The organism is Rhizobium redzepovicii, from assembly GCF_019793435.1.
Lineage (GTDB): Bacteria > Pseudomonadota > Alphaproteobacteria > Rhizobiales > Rhizobiaceae > Rhizobium > Rhizobium redzepovicii.
Genome location: NZ_JAILYH010000008.1, coordinates 87,614 through 104,407, shown reverse-complemented (window position 1 = coordinate 104,407; position 16,794 = coordinate 87,614). Strand labels below are relative to the sequence as shown.

Here is a 16,794-nt window from a genome sequence, read left to right as displayed (position 1 = left end):
ACGGCGATAACAGAAGTTTATAGAGAGGAAAATGGAAGCCTAAGTCACTGAAACGATTGAAATCAATTCAATCGTTTGAAAAAATGGGAATTTTTCCAACGCGTGAGCAAAAGACCGCGAAAGGCTCTTCGCCGCCGCGGTCTATCCACATGTAAAACCTGTCAAATCGGGCTTGCCGCGCCGCGCGCCTTTTGCGAGCGCAAAGGACGCTGCCAACATTTTAAACGGACGCATCGGCCCGATTGTCGGGCCGATGCGTGGGGCAGGTTACCGAGCGGCGTTGAGGACGGCGACGCCGGGAAGCTCTTTGCCTTCCATCCATTCGAGGAAAGCGCCGCCGGCTGTGGAGACATAGGTGAAATCGTCGGCAACGCCGGCGTGGTTCAGCGCAGAAACCGTGTCGCCGCCGCCGGCAACGGAGGTGAGCTTGCCAGCCGCGGTGCGCTCGGCTGCGTATTTCGCGGCGCCGACGGTTGCGGCGTCGAAGGGCTCGATCTCGAAGGCGCCGAGCGGGCCGTTCCAGACAAGGGTCGAAGCGCGCTCGATCCAGGCGCTGATGGCTTGGACGGATTTCGGGCCGACATCGAGTACCATGGCATCGGCGGGAATGGCGTCGATATCGACCGTCTCGTTGGCGGCACCCGCCTTGAACTCGCGGGCAATCACGCCGTCTTCCGGCAGGATGATGGCGCAGCCTGATGTCGCCGCCTCGATCATGATCTGCCTGGCGGTTTCGGCGAGATCATGCTCGCAGAGCGATTTGCCGACATTGGTGCCCCGGGCCGCGATGAAGGTATTGGCCATGCCGCCGCCGATGACCAGCGCATCGACCTTTTTCACTAGGTTCATCAGCAGGTCGATCTTGGTCGAGACCTTGGCGCCGCCGACAATTGCGACCACCGGGCGGGCGGGATCACCCAGGCCCTTTTCCAGCGCCTCCAGCTCGGCCTGCATGGTGCGGCCGGCATAGGCCGGCAGATGGTGTGCAAGCCCCTCGGTGGAGGCATGGGCGCGGTGGGCGGCGGAGAAGGCGTCGTTGACATAGATGTCGCCGTTGGCGGCGAGCGCCTTGGTGAAGTCGGGATCGTTCTTTTCCTCGCCCTTGTGGAAACGGGTGTTTTCCAGCAGCAGGATATCGCCGTCATTCATCGCGGCGACGGCGGAGGCGGCGGCCTCGCCGATGCAGTCGGAGGCCGTCGACACGGCATGATCCAGTACTTCCTCGACGGAAGGGGCGATCAGCGACAGCGACAGTTCAGGCGACGGGCCGTCCTTCGGCCGGCCGAAATGGGCCAGCAGGATTACCTTGGCGCCCTTCTCGGACAGTTCGAGGATCGTCGGCGCCACACGCTCGATGCGCGTCGTATCGGTGACCTTGCCGTCCTTGACCGGGACGTTGAGATCGACGCGGACGAGAACGCGCTTGCCGCGGATGTCGGAAAGATCGTCGAGGGTCTTGAAGAAAGGCATGGGGAGATCCAGTCTTGGTTGGCGGAAATTGCGCCGACCATAGCAAGGATCATTCGAGACGCAAGGCGTTCAACGACCGTTTTCGTGTGTGCCTTCGTCGCGTCCGACCGCTGTTTTCGGAGCGGCTTCGGAGGCCGCCGCTTCTCGCCTCCGGCGCCCCTTCAACCGGTCGCGGATCCGCTCGATAATGTCCTTGAGATTAATGAAGATCGGCAGCGTGATGGCCGGTTCGACGGCTTCGAGTGACATGCCGACGGAGGCGACATGGTCGTGCTCATCGAGATCGCGGACGATCAGGATGATCGAGCCGAGACGGACGCGGTCGGCATAATCGGCCTTGCCGCCGAGGCGCTGCCGCATCAATTCGGCGATGGTCAGGCCTTTTTCGGATTCGTTTAGCAGGCCGGGACCGTAGGCGGCATCGAGATCGGCGGCGGGGCGGGCGGGCGAGAGCGCGAAGGCGCCGAAGAATTCGGCATCGTCTTCATCGACAGGCGCACGGCTGGCGAAGAGCCGGTCGAGAAGGCGGGAGTAGCTCGGCACGATGAAGAGATAGACGAGATCGTTCTCGCGCAGCCGCCCGGCATATTGATAGCGCATCGATTTTCCGTCGCGGATGACGAGCGAAGGTGTGGCCCAGCGCGGAATGCGCTCACCGCGCAGCACCGGACTATCCTTGATGACGCGGTAGGAGAGCAGTTCGTGATTGGCAGCACCCGGCAAGTCGACCTCGACCTTGTCGACCGCGCCGATGCGGGGCGGAATGATCAGGCCGAGCTTCTTGGCGACGGGTTTGATCGTCCAGCCCTGGACGAGCAGTGAGACCAGCACGATGATGAAGGCCGTGTTGAAATAGATCTGGCCGTTTTCCAATCCGCCGAGGATCGGCATGATGGCAAGCAGAATGGAGACGGCGCCGCGCAGGCCGACCCAGGCAACGAAGCCGATTTCCTGCTGCGTGTAATCGAAGGGGAGCAGCGACAGCCAGATCGCCAGCGGCCGGGCGACGAAGATCAGGAAGAGGGCAAGCAGAATGGCCGGCACGATGATCACCGGGAATTGCGACGGCGTGGCGAGCAGGCCGAGCACCAGGAACATGATGATCTGCGCCAGCCAGGTCATGCCGTCCTGGAAGCGCTTGATGGTGCCGATCGCCTGCATCTTGCGGTTTCCGGCGTAAATGCCGGCGACATAGACGGCGAGGAAGCCGCTGCCGCCGACGGCGCCGGTGAAGGAGAAGACGAGAAGAGCGAGCGCGAGCACGAAGATCGGCGTCAGACCGCGATCGGTGTCGAGCTTGCTGACGATCAGCACGATCATCATGCCGCCGAGCAGGCCGAGAATGACGCCGAGGCCCATCTGCTGGACGAACATGGCGAGCATGCCGATATTGATGCCGGCGTAGCGCTCGCCGCTTGCCAGCACCTCGACAAGGGCGATGGTCAGGAAAATCGCCATCGGGTCGTTGGTGCCGGATTCGACTTCCAGAGTCGAGCGCACCTTGTCGCGGATGTTGATGCCGCCGATGCGCAGCAGGAAGAAGACGGCGGCGGCGTCCGTCGAGGCGACGATCGAGCCGAGCAGCAGACCTTCCAGCCAGGTGAAGTTCAAGAGCCACATGGCGGCGAAGGCAAAGAGCGAGGCGGTAATCAGCACGCCGACCGAGGCGAGCGCCAGCGAGGGCACGGCCGCGAGCCGGAAGGCATGCATCGGCGTGCCGAAGCCGGAATCAAACAGGATGACGGCGAGCGCGATGGAGCCGAGAATATAGGCGAGGTAATTGTTGCTGAACTCGATGCCGAGGCCGTCGACGCCGGCGGCAAGCCCGATCATCAGGAAAAGCAGCAGCAGCGGGGCGCCGAACCGGAAGGCGAGCAGGCTTGAAAAAGCGGCAAGAAGCACGAGCGCCGTCGAGACCAGCACCACGATATAGAACGCTTCCATGCCCACCCCTTTCCATCGACTGCTTCACGAATACGGCCACCCGGCCGATCCGTCTTCATCCAACCCCTCCTCACGCGCGGCGGCCCATTAGTAAACGGCAAAACGCCAGAGAAGGGTAGGCCTTGCGGCTTAACCTCGTCGCGATGCTGCATCATGCTGCTGAACGGCTGCCGGACGGCCGACCGCCACGGAATGCCACGGGAGAAATTCTCTACAAAGAATGTATAAGAAAATCAGGCGAGAGCAGGGCAAAAAAGACAGGCACGGATTTTTCCTGCCGGTCGGCCGCTGCCCTGCGATCACAACACTGCCTGAAGGATGATGATGGCGAGAAATGTGAGGCCGATGAACGCTGCAACCCAGATGACCAGACGGTTGGCCTTTGCCAGCACGGCAGGTCTGACGTCCCGCTTGGGGTGAAACCGCTGCCGCCGCTTGAGGGTAGTGTGGGACGAGCGTTTTTGTGCCTCTGCCATGTATCGCCTCCACTTGGATCATTTCAGCATTGTGCAGCGCCAGTGCATATCCTCAATCTATCACGCTTGGTCAGCGGATTGCCAACCCGTCATCCAGCCTTGCCTGCGACGGCAACGCCACACCGAAGCCGTCGCTTCGATGTGGCTTTCGAAGCCGGAGTCAGTCTTCAGTGTCCTCGCCCTCGTCGGTCAGATCCGCGACCGGCACAAGGAAAACGACGAACTCGTCCTCGATTGTTCTTTCGGGGTCGTCGTCGAATTCATAGGCATGCTCAACTTCGCTTGCCTCTTCGGCGGTCGCCTTGCGCAGGCTCAGCGCGGCCTTGCGGTCCCACAGGGGTTTACCCTCGGACTCCAGGATGGTCAGGTCGTCGCGAAAGTCTTCCGCCTCGAAGAAATGCGTCGCATCCTCGCTATTTTCGGAGCGAAAGCTGGCAACGGCGCGGCCGGCGATTTCTACGGTAAAATAATCCATCCATCTCTCTCATATTGGCGACAGCGCTGCCGCACGGTATTGGCGTTCCGCGCCTGGCCGGTGGCCGATGCGGCGCGAGGAACTGGGCATTGTGGAATGTCCAGGTGAGTTATTCTAACAGATCTCGTCCCGGCCATGAGCGAAAAGATACCAGTCCGGGGTAGACTGGTTTCGTTTGCGACATGGCAACAAAAAACGGCCCGGTTTCCCGGGCCGCTTGTCTGTCGATGCTTTAACAGCGCTCAGATGAGCTTGGCGAAAGCAACGGCCGTGTCGGACATGCGGCTGGAGAAGCCCCACTCGTTGTCGTACCAGGACAGGACGCGCACGAAGTTGCCTTCCATGACCTTGGTCTGATCGCTTGCGAAGATCGAGGAGTGGTTGTCGTGGTTGAAGTCGCGCGAGACGAGCGGTTCGTCGGTGTAGCCGAGGATGCCCTTCAGCTTGCCGTTTGCAGCCGCCTGGATGGCTTCGTTGATTTCGCCGACGCTGGTCGCCTTCTTGGCGACGAACTTGAAGTCGACGACCGAAACGTTCGGGGTCGGAACGCGGATCGAGGTGCCGTCGAGCTTGCCCTTCAGATGCGGCAGAACGAGGCCGACGGCCTTGGCAGCGCCGGTCGAGGTCGGGATCATCGAGAGGGCGGCGGCGCGGGCGCGATACAGGTCCTTGTGCATCGTGTCGAGCGTCGGCTGGTCGCCGGTGTAGGAGTGAATGGTCGTCATGAAGCCATGGTCGATGCCGACGGCGTCATCGAGCACCTTCACGACCGGCACCAGGCAGTTGGTGGTGCAGGAGGCGTTGGAGATGACCATGTGCTCCTTGGTGAGCTGGTCATGGTTGACGCCGAAGACGACTGTCAGGTCGGCACCGTCTGCAGGCGCCGAAACGATGACGCGCTTGGCGCCGGCCGTCAGGTGAGCGGCGGCCTTGTCGCGCGCCGTGAAGATGCCGGTGCATTCCATCGCGATGTCGACGCCGAGTTCGCGGTGCGGAAGCGTTGCCGGATCCTTGATCGCGGTGACCTTGATCGGCTTGCCGTTGCCGACGATGATCGTGTCACCCTCGACCTTTACGGTTGCAGGGAAACGGCCGTGGATCGAGTCGTAGCGCAGCAGATGGGCGTTGGTCTCGACCGGACCGAGATCGTTGATGGCGACGACTTCGATGTCGGTGCGGCCGGATTCGACGATAGCGCGGAGAACGTTGCGGCCGATGCGGCCGAAACCGTTGATGGCAACCTTGACTGTCATGTTCATTCACTCCCGATAGAATAGAGCCCGATAGAAAGGGCCTGGAATTGAGGAGATGGAGAGCGCCTCAAGGCGCCCTCATTAAAGCTTTGCTTCCGCGGCCGCAACGACGGCGTCGGCAGTGATGCCGAAATGCTTGTAAACGTCCTTTACCGGGCCGGAAGCGCCGAAGCCCTTCATGCCGACGAAAGTGCCTTCCGGTCCGATGAAAGCATCCCAGCCTTCGCGGACGGCGGCTTCGACGGCGATCTTGATCGGCGAGTTGCCAAGGATTTCCTTGCGGTAGGCGTCCGGCTGCTCGAAGAACAGTTCCGTGCAGGGAACCGATACGACGCGCACCGTGACACCCTTGGCTTCAAGGGCTGCGCGGGCGGCAACGGCGATTTCGACTTCCGAGCCGGAGGCGAAGATCGTCACCTTGGCGTCGGCATTGCCGGCCAGCGTATAAGCGCCCTGTTCGCAGAGGTTCTTTTCGCTGTATTCGGTGCGGACCGGGCTAAGGTTCTGGCGTGTCAGCGCAAGGCCCGAAGGACGATTGTGCGTCTTGACGGCGATCTGCCAGCATTCCGCCGTTTCCGTGGCGTCGGCCGGACGGAAGACCATCAGGTTCGGGATGGCGCGCAGACCAGCGAGCTGTTCGACTGGCTGGTGCGTTGGACCGTCTTCGCCGACGCCGATCGAGTCATGCGTCAGGACGTGAATGACGCGGATGCCCATCAGCGCAGCGAGGCGGATCGGCGGGCGGCAATAATCCGAGAAGATCAGGAAGCCGCCGCTATAGGGAATGAGGCCGCCATGCAGCGCAATGCCGTTCATGGCAGAAGCCATGCCGTGCTCGCGGATGCCCCAATGCATGTAACGGCCGGCGAAATCCGTCGGCGTGATCGAATGCATCTGGCTGGTCTTGGTGTTGTTCGACGGCGTCAGGTCGGCCGAGCCGCCGAGCGTTTCCGGCAGGAAGCCGTTGATGACCTCGAGGGCGTCTTCCGAAGCCTTGCGGGTGGCAACCGTCGGCTTGGTCTCGGCGAGCTTCTTCTTGTAGGTGCTGATCGCGGCATCGAAGCCTTCCGGCAGTTCGCCTGCCATACGACGGGTGAACTCGGCCTTGGCCGGAGCCTTGGCCAGACCCTGTTCCCAGGCGTTGACGAGATCGACGGAGCGGGCGCCGGCTGCACGCCAGCTGTCCAGGACGTCCGACGGGATGACGAAAGCTTCGGATTCCCAGTTCAGCGCCTTGCGGGTTGCGGCGATTTCCTCGGCGCCGAGCGGGTTGCCGTGGACCTTATGGGTGCCCTGCTTGTTGGGCGCGCCGAAGCCGATGATCGTCTTGCAGGCGATGAAGGTCGGTCGGTCGGACTTGTGGGCGGCTTCGATCGCGGCGGCGATGGCGGCCTGATCGTGACCGTCGATCTCGATCGTGTTCCAGTGAACGGCCTTGAAACGGGCGATCTGATCGGTGGAATCCGACAGAGACACGGCGCCGTCGATGGTGATCGAGTTGTTGTCCCAGAACAGAACGAGCTTGTTGAGCTTCAGGTGGCCGGCGAGCGCGATGGCTTCGTGGCTGATGCCCTCCATCAGGCAGCCGTCGCCGCAGATCGCATAGGTATAGTGATCCTGAAGATCGGAGCCGAACTCCTCGCGAAGCTTGCGTTCGGCAATCGCCATGCCGACGGAATTGGCAATGCCCTGGCCGAGCGGGCCGGTCGTCGTTTCGATGCCGGTGGCGTGACCATATTCCGGATGGCCGGCGGTCTTCGAGCCGAGCTGGCGGAACTGCTTCAGATCCTCGATCGTCATGTCGGGATAGCCAGTCAGATACAGCAGCGAATAGAGCAGCATCGAGCCGTGGCCGGCCGAGAGCACGAAGCGATCGCGGTTCGGCCAATGCGGCTTCTTCGGATCGAACTTCAGATATTTGGTGAACAGGACCGTCGCCACATCGGCCATGCCCATCGGCATGCCCGGATGGCCGGAGTTTGCCTTTTCGACGGCGTCCATGGCGAGGAAACGGATCGCATTCGCCATCCGGTCATGTTGTTCGGGAGAGGTCATGGCTTTTCCGCAAGTTCCGGGTGTCGGGGGATGGCCTAGAGCCTCCAAGACCATCGAGTGAAAGCGGCAGACACATAGCAGTTGGCGCTAGCAAGTCAACAAATGGGACACCAAATCCGGGTGGGTCGCCGCGATTTTTGACATTTGATCGCGCGATTGTACAAAAGACAAATCTTGCTCGGCGAGGATCTCTAAAACGCTCATCCACAAGATAGGCCGGTGGGCAAGTGACAGGATTTATTGACGGGCCGTCGGCGAGCTGCATATCCTTTTTGAAATCGCAGGACCGGCGCGGCGTGCCGATTCGCGTATCCTGCGCGGGAATCGGGAAGGCATGATGCCCACAGGCAAAACCATGGAAGCAGCGCTCAACGAATTGAGACAGGCGATTTCGAGTCTCGAAAACGCCGTCGACGTGCGCGTCGAGCGGGAGCGCGAGCAGGGCGAGATCGAGGGCGAGGTGCGGCGCGTGCACGCCGATCGCTCCCGGTTGGCGCAGGAGCTTGATCAGGCCGAATTCCGCGCCAACCGGCTTGAGGAAGTCAACCGCGAGGTATCGCGGCGGCTGGTGACGGCCATGGAAACGATCCGGGCGGTTCTGGATCGCTAGAACAGGATGGTTTCAGGCCAGGTTGGCCCAAAATCTAGATCCTGTTCTCATTGAAAGAGTTAGAGCATGACGTCGTCCGAAAGCCGCTCACACTTTTCGGCATCATGCTCTTATAGAAAGAGTTTGGCATGGCGCAGGTGACGGTAACGATCGACGGCAAAGCCTATCGCATGGCCTGCGAGGAAGGGCAGGAGGATCACCTGACCGATCTCGCCACCCGTTTCGACCGCTATGTCGGCCATCTCAAGGGGCAGTTCGGGGAAATCGGCGATCTCAGGATTACGGTCATGGCCGGTATCATGATCATGGACGAGATTGCCGAGCTGACGCGCCGCGTCACAGGGCTGGAATCCGAACTCGAATCCTTGCGCGGCAACCGCGACACGGTGCTTGCCGCTACCGCCCGCACCGAGGAGAACCTCGCGGCGGCGCTCAGCGAGGTTTCATCCCGCATTCGCGGCATCACCGACAAGCTGAACGGCCGGCCAGCCCCCGAACTCAATTGATCTTCAATTAAATAAGGACGACTTGCAGCCGCCACTGGCGCGTCGGCGCAAACGACCTTATATATCGCGATGCGGTCTGCGCCTCTCGACAGGAACCACAATCCCTGGGGCCATACTCGATCCAAAGGGAGCTGTCCCTGGCCAGGCCCGTGGGCCTGGACACACGGCGCCCACCTACGTTTGTAGGCACCCAGGATCGTAAACATCCATCGGTTGCCGTGGATCGCACTTTCCCTTCCATCTTCAGCGAAGACGCCGGACCAAGCGGGCGAAGGCGGCTACAGCGCCGCGCGTCTTTCTAGACGCGCAAAGGACGCTGTAGCACTTTGAATGGCTGTCCGCCCTTCGTCGAGTACGGCTACTTCCTCAAGCCGGGAAGGGTGACCTGGAAGACCTGGAACATGGTGTCGACGTCGGCGCCGCCCTCCGCCTTGTAGGCTGCGCCCACCTGGAAACCATCCTGCGTCAGGAAGTCGTTGTCGTTGGCGACAAGCAGGAAATAGTCGTCCGGCAGGTTCGGATCGAGAACGCTCGCAAGACCCATGGCTTCCCATTTTTCCGACAGGTTGTTCTTGTCGTTCGGTGCGCCATTGTGCAGGCCGAAGCGGGTAAGCTCGGCCTTGTCGTTGATGTCGATGAAAGGCGTCAGCGTCGCCGGCGTCAGCGAAGGATCGACGACGCCCTTCGGCGCGATCGGCTTGCCGGCATCGAAATTGCTGCCGGCGATATCGGTCGCAGTGGAGAGATCGACGATGTTGATCTTGCGGTAGAGCGAGGTGTCGCCCTTCAGGCCCTGACCGTTGCCGCTGTCGCGGGCAAGCATCAGGAAGGTCTTGTCGGAAAGGGCGACGATTTCGCTTTCTGCCGCGATCACCGTCTTGTCCTTGGCATCTTTGAAGACCGGCAGCGGCACGACATATTCGTGCACCAGCTTCAGGTGATCGGGATCGGCGGCGTCATAGATCATGGCGCGGGTATTCTGGCGGGTCGAGCCGGAATCGCCGCCATCCTGGCGGGCTGCCGACTGCAGCACTGCTATGATGAACTTGCCGTCCGGCGTCATCGCCATGCCTTCAAGGCCCTGGTTGTTCTGGCGGCCGGTCTCCGGGTCCTTCGGATCCGGAGCGGATACGCCGGGGCCGGGATTGTTGGAGGCGAAGCTCAGCGCGCCCTTGCGCATCGGCAACAGCGCCTTCGGCGGCTGGGTAGCCGAGAGCAGGTGACCGTCGGCTGCGAAGCGATAGATATAGGGGCCGTATTCGTCGCTGACGAACATGCTTCCGTCGGTCATGTGGATGATGGCTTCATTGTCGAGCGCGATCTTGCCGTTTACAGCCTGCGGCAGCGGCGGAAAGTCGCCGGCGGCGGCGCGGACGCCGGATTCCGGGTCGAGGCCGGTCATGTCGCCGCCCTTGTCATCGACAAACAGGGTGGAATCGACAAGTTTCGCATCGACCCCGGATTGCTCCTTGCCGTTCTCTGGCGCCGCACCCGGAGCGGTCGGTGTCAGGCCGATCGCAATGGTGTTCAGGCGCGGCCGATAGTCGACGGTGCCGACGGCGTTGTAACCGCGGTCGGGCAACAGGTAGAGCGTGCCCTTGTAACCGGCGCCATCGCGGCTCCAGGCGGCGGAATCGATCGCCATGCCGGAGCCGGAGCCGAAGGTTTCGCCGAATTTGTCGCGCTGATTGGCCGGGATGCGGCCGATGCCGACCAGGCCCTTGTTGACGAAGGTAAGGCTGCCGACGGTGGCGGAATTCTCCGCGCTTGTTGCGGCCGGAATGGCGGCGGATGCCGCGAGAACCGCAGCAAACAGCCGCGATGCGTATGATTTGACGTTGTTCATGAAATACCCTCTCGGTCAAAGCGTTCCTGCAGCGGCTTCCGCCCGCAGGCTGGACACCGCTTCAAATGACACCCTCGGCCTTGGGATCGATCCGCAGAGAGAACACGTCCTGGATCTCGTCCCCCATATCCCCGGCTAACGGTCTAGGATGGGATCGTGATATCTGGATGACGCTCCTACAGCGCCGCGCGTCTGAAAGGACGCGCTAAGGACGTTGTAGCACTTTTGAAGTGCTGCATGATTTTATCTTTAAATCGGTTCCGATTGAAGGAATTATGCGGGAGAGCCTGCAATTCAGGCCGTTGCCTGATCGACCGGGTAAGGTCCTTCGGTGAAGACCTCGTCGTGGTAGCCCCTCGAGCCGACATCGAGCGCCAGCGGGCTGCGCCATTCCCTTTTGTCGCTGAGGCAATCGAGCACGAAACGAAAATCATAGCGCGGCTGCCAGCCGAGTTTCCGCCTCGCGCGGGCGTTGACATAGACGCGACCGAGGCTCGGGAACATCTTCCAGCCGCGCTCGGCATAGAGCGTACCCGCACCTGGAAACAACCGCTCGACGGCGGCAGGCGCGTCGCGCCTGATCTCGGCGAGATCGTCCGACGAAAATGGCGTCGTGGCCGAGATGATGTAGCGGCCGAAGCCGACTGCCGGTGCCTTATCGAGCGCCAGCAGATGGGCGCCGGCCACATCGGCGATGTCGACGCGGCGGTGAAGAAGCTCGTTGGCTTGTGCATTCTCTGCCGAATAGCCGCCGCGAATATCAGGATCATCGTCGCGTTCGGGGAAGAAACGCGAGGTCCTGAGAATGACGACCGGCAGGCGGGATTTGCGGGCGAAGAGTTCGCACAGGCCTTCGGCAGCGAGTTTCGTCACGCCGTAGATGTTTTTGGCAACCGGCAGTACCTCCTCGGTGATCCATGCGGCCGGCTGGCCCGCGGCCGGCGTCAATGCCGCACCGAAGGTGCTGGTGGTGCTGGTGAAGACGAAGCTTGCAACGTCCGCGGCGATCGCCTCTTCGAGCAGGTTCAGCGTGCCGCCGACATTGGTGTCTAGGAAATCGCAATTTCCATGGGTCGCCACATGCGGCTTGTGCAGGGTCGCGGCATGGACGACGTGGCGAATGTCCGACATCGCCTGTCTGACAAAAGCACGATCGCCGATCGAGCCGACCATGTCGGTGAAAGCCGACGGCTTGACATCGATGCCGCGCGCCGGCCGGCCTTCACCTCTCAGGCTACGCATCAGCGCCTCGCCGAGATGGCCAGCGCTTCCCGTCACCAGTATCGTCATCGCACCGCCTCTTCAGTGTTTCGGCGCCGGAGGCTATAAAGGCCGGGATTGCCAGGCAACGCATAAATTATGCATGGGGGTGCAGGAAAGCTGCAGGCCGGATCATTGTTCCGGCTGGCCTTCGAGATCGTTTTTCAACCGGTCGAGGATCGATAGAGCGTGTCCGGCATAGGCGCTGATCCAGCGGTCATGGATGTGCTTGATCGGCAGGCTGTTCAGGTGGTTCCAGCGTTCGCGGCCCTCCTTCCTGGCGATGACCAGATCGGCCTCTTCCAGCACTTTCAGATGCTGCATCACGGTGCAGCGGTCCATCTGCGGAAACATTTCGCAAAGCGCCCCCGTCGTGCGGGGGGCATCCTTGAGCAGGTCGAGAATTTCGCGCCGGCGATGATGCGCCAGCGCCTTGAAAACGGGGTCGTCGGTCGATTCGCTTGACATGTTATATTTTTATAACATAATGGCGCCGAGTACAATGGAAACTCACACAATGGAGAAGAGGAGAAGGACCATGTCTCTCGGAATCCGCGTTTCAGGCCGTATCGGCCGACCCGTCGCAGAGGTATTCGACGCTGTCGTCAACCCGAAGAAGCTCAGCAGCTATTTCACCACGATCGGCGGGGCGAGCGCGCCGCTGGTCAAGGGCACCACTGTGACCTGGTGGAAGGACGCCCAGGTGGAGGTGGTCGAACTCGTGCCGGAAAGTCGCATCGTGCTCAGCTGGGATGGCGGCACGGGCGACGACAAGAAGACCTATAAGACGTCGGTGGAGATGAACTTCAAGCCGCTCGAAGATGGCGGCACGCTGGTGACCATCGCCGAGAGCGGCTGGCGTGAGGACGATGCCGGCCGGCGCGGCACCTATCTCAACTGTGAAGGCTGGACGCAGATGCTCTGCTGCATGAAGGCTTTCGTCGAATACGGCATCAATCTGCGCGAGGGCATGTTCCTCAGCGAAATGAAGGGAGAGCCGGCCAGCGCGCCGGACGCCTGACCGGCAAGTCGGCTTCAAGGAGATCGGCGGCGTAATCGTCGCATTCGCCAAGAGTAGCGAGAGTTCGCTTGCCTGTCACACTGCGGGTGCTAGTTTCCGGAATCGACACTTCATCTCGATTTCCAGGAGATTTCATTATGCAGCTTGGCATGGTTGGTTTGGGCCGCATGGGCAATTACATGGTCCAGCGCCTGATGCGGGGCGGTCACGAATGCGTCGTCTACGACGCCAGGCCGGAAAGCGTTGCCGAACTCGCAGGCCTCGGTGCGACCGGCAGTGCTTCGCTCGAAGAGTTCGTCTCGAAGCTCTCGCATCCGCGGGCGATCTGGCTGATGCTGCCGGCGGCGATCGTCGACAAGGTGCTCGCGAACCTGGTGCCGCTGCTTGAGAATGGCGACATCGTCATCGACGGCGGCAATTCCTATTACCACGACGATATCCGCCGCGGCGCCGACCTTATCACCAAGGGCATCCACTATGTCGATGTCGGCACCAGTGGCGGCGTGTTCGGCCTGGAGCGCGGCTACTGCCTGATGATCGGCGGCGAGAAGGGCACCGTTCAGCACCTTTCGCCGATTTTCGCAACACTGGCGCCCGGCGCCGGCACAACGGAAGCCTCGCCGAACCGCACCGCCGAAGCGGCTGCGGCGAGCACCGCCGAACAGGGCTACCTGCATTGCGGCCCGCATGGCGCCGGCCATTTCGTCAAGATGGTGCACAACGGCATCGAATACGGTCTCATGGCCGCCTATGCCGAGGGCATCAACATCCTGAAACATGCCAATATCGGAGCAGCCTCGCATGAGGCTGACGCGGAAACCGCGCCGCTCGCCCATCCTGAACATTTTCAATACGACTTCAATCTGCAGGACGTCGCCGAAGTCTGGCGCCGCGGCAGCGTCATCACCTCCTGGCTGCTCGATCTGACGGCCGATGCACTGCATGCCGATCCGGCGCTGGCGAAATATGCCGGGCGTGTCTCCGATAGCGGCGAAGGGCGCTGGACGATCATGGCGGCAATCGACGAAAGCGTGCCGACGCCGGTGCTGAGTGCCGCACTCTACGGCCGCTTCTCCTCGCGCGACAACGACGAATTCGCCAATAAGGTTCTGTCGGCGATGCGGGCGGGCTTTGGCGGCCACGTGGAAAAGCCGGCTCCGAAATCCTGAAGGCCAGAGGCTTTCGGCGCCTTCCAGACCAGGAAAGGCTCTAGCCATCGGTATGGGGTTCCTACCGCTTGCTGGCGGCAGCGGTCGCGAGTATCCATTGCCGAACGGGAAATGTCGGGGCTGCTTCGTCCAAGCGGCCGACACTCCATTGGAGGGCGGTGATGGAGCGTGACGGGGCAGGGGTCTTGAAGGCCGCCATATCGGGAATATTGGCACTCATCGTACTTCTTGGGGTGATCTCGCCAAGCTTTGCCCAGACATCGCCGGCGCAAGTCCCGGCCGCGGCCGCTCCTCCGGCGCAGGTGCGTGAGATGATGCAGCTCATGCAGACGCCCGAAGTCAAGCAGTGGATGTCGACCCAGATGGCGACGGCACCTGCGGGCGGTTCGGCGGCTGCGGATCAGATGTCGGTGCTGTCAGGCCTGCTGCAGCATGCCCGCCGGCACGTCGCGATGGTCTCAGATGCGGCGATGACGCTGCCCTTTCAGATCGGCAATGCGTCCTCGCTGTTGCTAGGTGAAATCGCCGCGAACGGCTGGCCGCGCATGGTGGCGCAGTTCCTGGCCATCTTCCTGCTCGGCGCGATTGTCGAAAGCCTTGCCCGTTATGCCTTCCGCCGCCGCCGTCGTCGACTGGCCGAGATGGCCGGCATGCATCTGGCGCCGCGGGTCATACCGGCGCTGATCTTCGCGGCGTCAACGGTGCTTGCGCTTCTGAGCCTCGGCTGGCCGCCGCTCAGCCAGAGTATCGCGATCGTCTGCGTCGTCGCGCTCATCGTCCAACGCTTCACCATTTGCCTCGGCGGTGTGCTGGTCGATCTCATCGGGCTGGCGCGGACCGAGGAGGAGAGGCAGGGCATCACCGCTCCCACCATGCCAGGGCATGTCGTTGCACTCTTCTGGTACCGCCGCTGCGCGATCTTCGTCATCTATTTCATGCTTGGCTGGGCGGCGATCCAGTCGATGGAGCCGCTTGGCTATTCCCCGAGTGCGCGGCTCCTCGTCGGCTACATCCTCGGTATCGGCCTGCTGCTGATTGCGATCGAAGCGGTCTGGTCGCGGCCGCACAAGGACGAGAAGCGCGGTCACGGGACCTCCTGGGCGCTCACCGTTTATTTCCTATTGCTTTGGAGCCTTTGGGTCGCAGGCTTCAACTGGCTGCTCTGGCTCGGCATCTACGTACTGCTGCTGCCGCGCGTGCTTGCCGTTTCGACGATTGCGGTGAAATCGCTGCAGCAGACTGAAGCGAGCTTCCTGGCGACGCGCCGCATTGCGACCGTGCTTCTCGACCGGGGTGTGCGGGCGCTGATCATTGCCGTTGCTGCCATCTGGCTCGGGCATATGCTCGGCGTCGGCGCCGATACGATGGCCGCCGGCGAGACCATGGTGGACAAGATCGCCCGCGGTGTCATCGGCGGCATCGTCATCCTGCTGGCCGCCGATCTGCTCTGGCATGTCGTCAAAGCCTATATCGACGGCAAGCTACTCGATTCTTCCGTGGATGGCGGAGCAACGGATGAGGAGAGGGCCAGACGCGCACGGATACAGACGCTGTTGCCGATCTTCCGCAATATCCTGGCCGTCGTCATCGCCGTCATCGCCGTTTTGATGGTGCTCTCCGGCCTCGGCATCGAGATCGGGCCACTGATCGCCGGTGCCGGTGTCGTCGGCGTGGCGGTCGGTTTCGGCGCGCAGACGATAGTCAAGGACGTCATCAGCGGCATGTTCTATCTCTGGGATGATGCTTTCCGTATCGGCGAATATATCGAAAGCGGCAGCCACAAGGGCGTGGTCGAGGCTTTCAGCCTGCGCTCGGTGAAGCTCAGGCATCATCGCGGGCCGCTGACGACGGTGCCGTTCGGCGAACTCGGCGCGGTGAAGAACCTCAACCGCGACTGGACGATCGACAAGATCAGCCTCAACGTCAAATACGACACCGATCTCGTCAAGGCGAAGAAGGTGATCAAGCAAATCGGCCAGACGCTGCTCGAAAATCCAGAATTCGGCCCTCATATCATCGAGACGCTGAAGATGAAGGGTGTCGAGCAGTTCGGCGAATTCGCGATCGAAATCCGGCTGTCGATGATGACGAAGCCCGGCGAGCAATTCGTCATCCGCCGCAATGCGCTGGCGATGATCCGCAACGCCTTCAAGGAAAACGGCATCGAATTCGCCGTGCCGACAGTGCAGGTGGCGGGTGATCGCGATGCGGAGGTGGATGCCGCCGTGGCGCGCTACGCCGCCCATGCGCGGGCGAATGGCGAACCGGCGGCATAAGCCGCTTCACATCGGGCCGGCGGCGGCGATCAGCAGACCGCCGATGATCGCCATGTTGGTTTTCCAGGTATTGATCGCGCTTTCGCGGGCCGTTCCCTGCATGTCCCAGAAATTCAGCAGCATGATAGTGGCGGCAAGGGTGAAGAGGATAAGACCGAATGCCGCTGCGGTCACGAAGAGCCCTAACATCAGCTGCGTGCCGGCCAGGACCTGGAACATGCTGCCGGAAAGCAGTACCCATTTCGCAAAAGGGATGCCGCGGGCTTCGATCGCATCGGTCAGCGGCACGATGACGAAAAAATGATGAATGCCGCCAGCGACATAGAGGCCGCCCAGCAACAGGCGGCCGAGGACGATCATCATCAGAGCCGGACCATCCTGCATATCGAACCGTTCTCCTGTGTTTCAATTCGCCGTCGCGGGTAAAGCTCGT

15 protein-coding genes and 1 other RNA gene are annotated in these 16,794 nt (G+C 61.7%); 6 read left to right on the top strand and 10 right to left on the bottom strand.

The features are described from left to right. Window positions 1-267: 267 nt before the first annotated feature. From K6N12_RS14475 to tkt, 6 genes are all read right to left on the bottom strand, one after another. A complete protein-coding gene (locus K6N12_RS14475; RefSeq protein ID WP_097629216.1) occupies window positions 268-1,470 on the bottom strand; it encodes a phosphoglycerate kinase in 1,203 nt (400 codons plus the stop codon). Between the two features lie 69 nt (window positions 1,471-1,539). Further along, window positions 1,540-3,414 (bottom strand): potassium/proton antiporter, encoded by a 1,875-nt coding sequence (locus tag K6N12_RS14470; RefSeq protein ID WP_097629217.1) that lies wholly within the window; start codon window positions 3,412-3,414, stop codon window positions 1,540-1,542. 299 nt (window positions 3,415-3,713) lie between these two features. After that, window positions 3,714-3,890, bottom strand: coding sequence for a hypothetical protein (locus K6N12_RS14465; RefSeq protein ID WP_165503903.1), 177 nt, complete (start codon window positions 3,888-3,890; stop codon window positions 3,714-3,716). 160 nt (window positions 3,891-4,050) lie between these two features. Next, entirely contained in the window at window positions 4,051-4,365 is a 315-nt protein-coding gene (locus K6N12_RS14460; RefSeq protein WP_097629218.1) for a hypothetical protein, read from the bottom strand. Between the two features lie 242 nt (window positions 4,366-4,607). Then, window positions 4,608-5,618, bottom strand: a complete 1,011-nt coding sequence (gap, locus tag K6N12_RS14455; protein WP_097629294.1) for a type I glyceraldehyde-3-phosphate dehydrogenase — start codon at window positions 5,616-5,618, stop codon at window positions 4,608-4,610. A gap of 81 nt (window positions 5,619-5,699) precedes the next feature. Continuing rightward, window positions 5,700-7,673: a transketolase gene (tkt, locus tag K6N12_RS14450; protein ID WP_097629219.1), complete on the bottom strand. Its 1,974-nt coding sequence runs from the start codon at window positions 7,671-7,673 to the stop codon at window positions 5,700-5,702. A gap of 334 nt (window positions 7,674-8,007) precedes the next feature. Between tkt and K6N12_RS14445 the strand changes: the two genes are divergently transcribed. From K6N12_RS14445 to ssrS, 3 genes are all read left to right on the top strand, one after another. After that, on the top strand, window positions 8,008-8,283 hold the full coding sequence (locus K6N12_RS14445; protein ID WP_037091544.1) for a DUF4164 domain-containing protein: 276 nt from the start codon (window positions 8,008-8,010) through the stop codon (window positions 8,281-8,283). Window positions 8,284-8,411: 128 nt separating this feature from the next. After that, entirely contained in the window at window positions 8,412-8,789 is a 378-nt protein-coding gene (locus tag K6N12_RS14440; RefSeq protein WP_003590299.1) for a cell division protein ZapA, read from the top strand. Between the two features lie 70 nt (window positions 8,790-8,859). Beyond that, a non-coding RNA gene (gene ssrS, locus K6N12_RS14435) (6S RNA) lies at window positions 8,860-9,018 on the top strand. Between the two features lie 129 nt (window positions 9,019-9,147). Here the strand turns inward: ssrS and K6N12_RS14430 are convergent. The 3 genes from K6N12_RS14430 to K6N12_RS14420 all read right to left on the bottom strand — a co-directional run bounded on the left by K6N12_RS14430 (window position 9,148) and on the right by K6N12_RS14420 (window position 12,363). Next, a complete protein-coding gene (locus K6N12_RS14430) occupies window positions 9,148-10,635 on the bottom strand; it encodes an esterase-like activity of phytase family protein (RefSeq protein WP_097629220.1) in 1,488 nt (495 codons plus the stop codon). 294 nt (window positions 10,636-10,929) lie between these two features. Further along, on the bottom strand, window positions 10,930-11,925 hold the full coding sequence (locus K6N12_RS14425) for an NAD-dependent epimerase/dehydratase family protein (protein ID WP_097629221.1): 996 nt from the start codon (window positions 11,923-11,925) through the stop codon (window positions 10,930-10,932). 102 nt (window positions 11,926-12,027) lie between these two features. Further along, window positions 12,028-12,363, bottom strand: a complete 336-nt coding sequence (locus tag K6N12_RS14420) for an ArsR/SmtB family transcription factor (protein ID WP_097629222.1) — start codon at window positions 12,361-12,363, stop codon at window positions 12,028-12,030. Window positions 12,364-12,433: 70 nt separating this feature from the next. On the opposite strand from K6N12_RS14420, the gene K6N12_RS14415 reads away from it, so the two are divergent. From K6N12_RS14415 to K6N12_RS14405, 3 genes are all read left to right on the top strand, one after another. After that, complete coding sequence (locus K6N12_RS14415) at window positions 12,434-12,916, top strand: SRPBCC domain-containing protein (protein ID WP_097629223.1); 483 nt, start codon at window positions 12,434-12,436, stop codon at window positions 12,914-12,916. 137 nt (window positions 12,917-13,053) lie between these two features. Further along, a complete protein-coding gene (gene gnd, locus K6N12_RS14410) occupies window positions 13,054-14,085 on the top strand; it encodes a phosphogluconate dehydrogenase (NAD(+)-dependent, decarboxylating) (protein WP_097629224.1) in 1,032 nt (343 codons plus the stop codon). A 161-nt stretch (window positions 14,086-14,246) separates the two neighbouring features. Next, window positions 14,247-16,361 carry a mechanosensitive ion channel family protein gene (locus K6N12_RS14405; protein ID WP_097629225.1) on the top strand — a complete coding sequence of 705 codons (2,115 nt, stop codon included), beginning with the start codon at window positions 14,247-14,249 and terminating at the stop codon, window positions 16,359-16,361. Between the two features lie 6 nt (window positions 16,362-16,367). Here K6N12_RS14405 and K6N12_RS14400 read toward each other — a convergent pair whose 3' ends face one another. Continuing rightward, a complete protein-coding gene (locus K6N12_RS14400) occupies window positions 16,368-16,745 on the bottom strand; it encodes a DoxX family protein (RefSeq protein ID WP_097629226.1) in 378 nt (125 codons plus the stop codon). Between the last annotated feature and the right edge of the window lie 49 nt (window positions 16,746-16,794).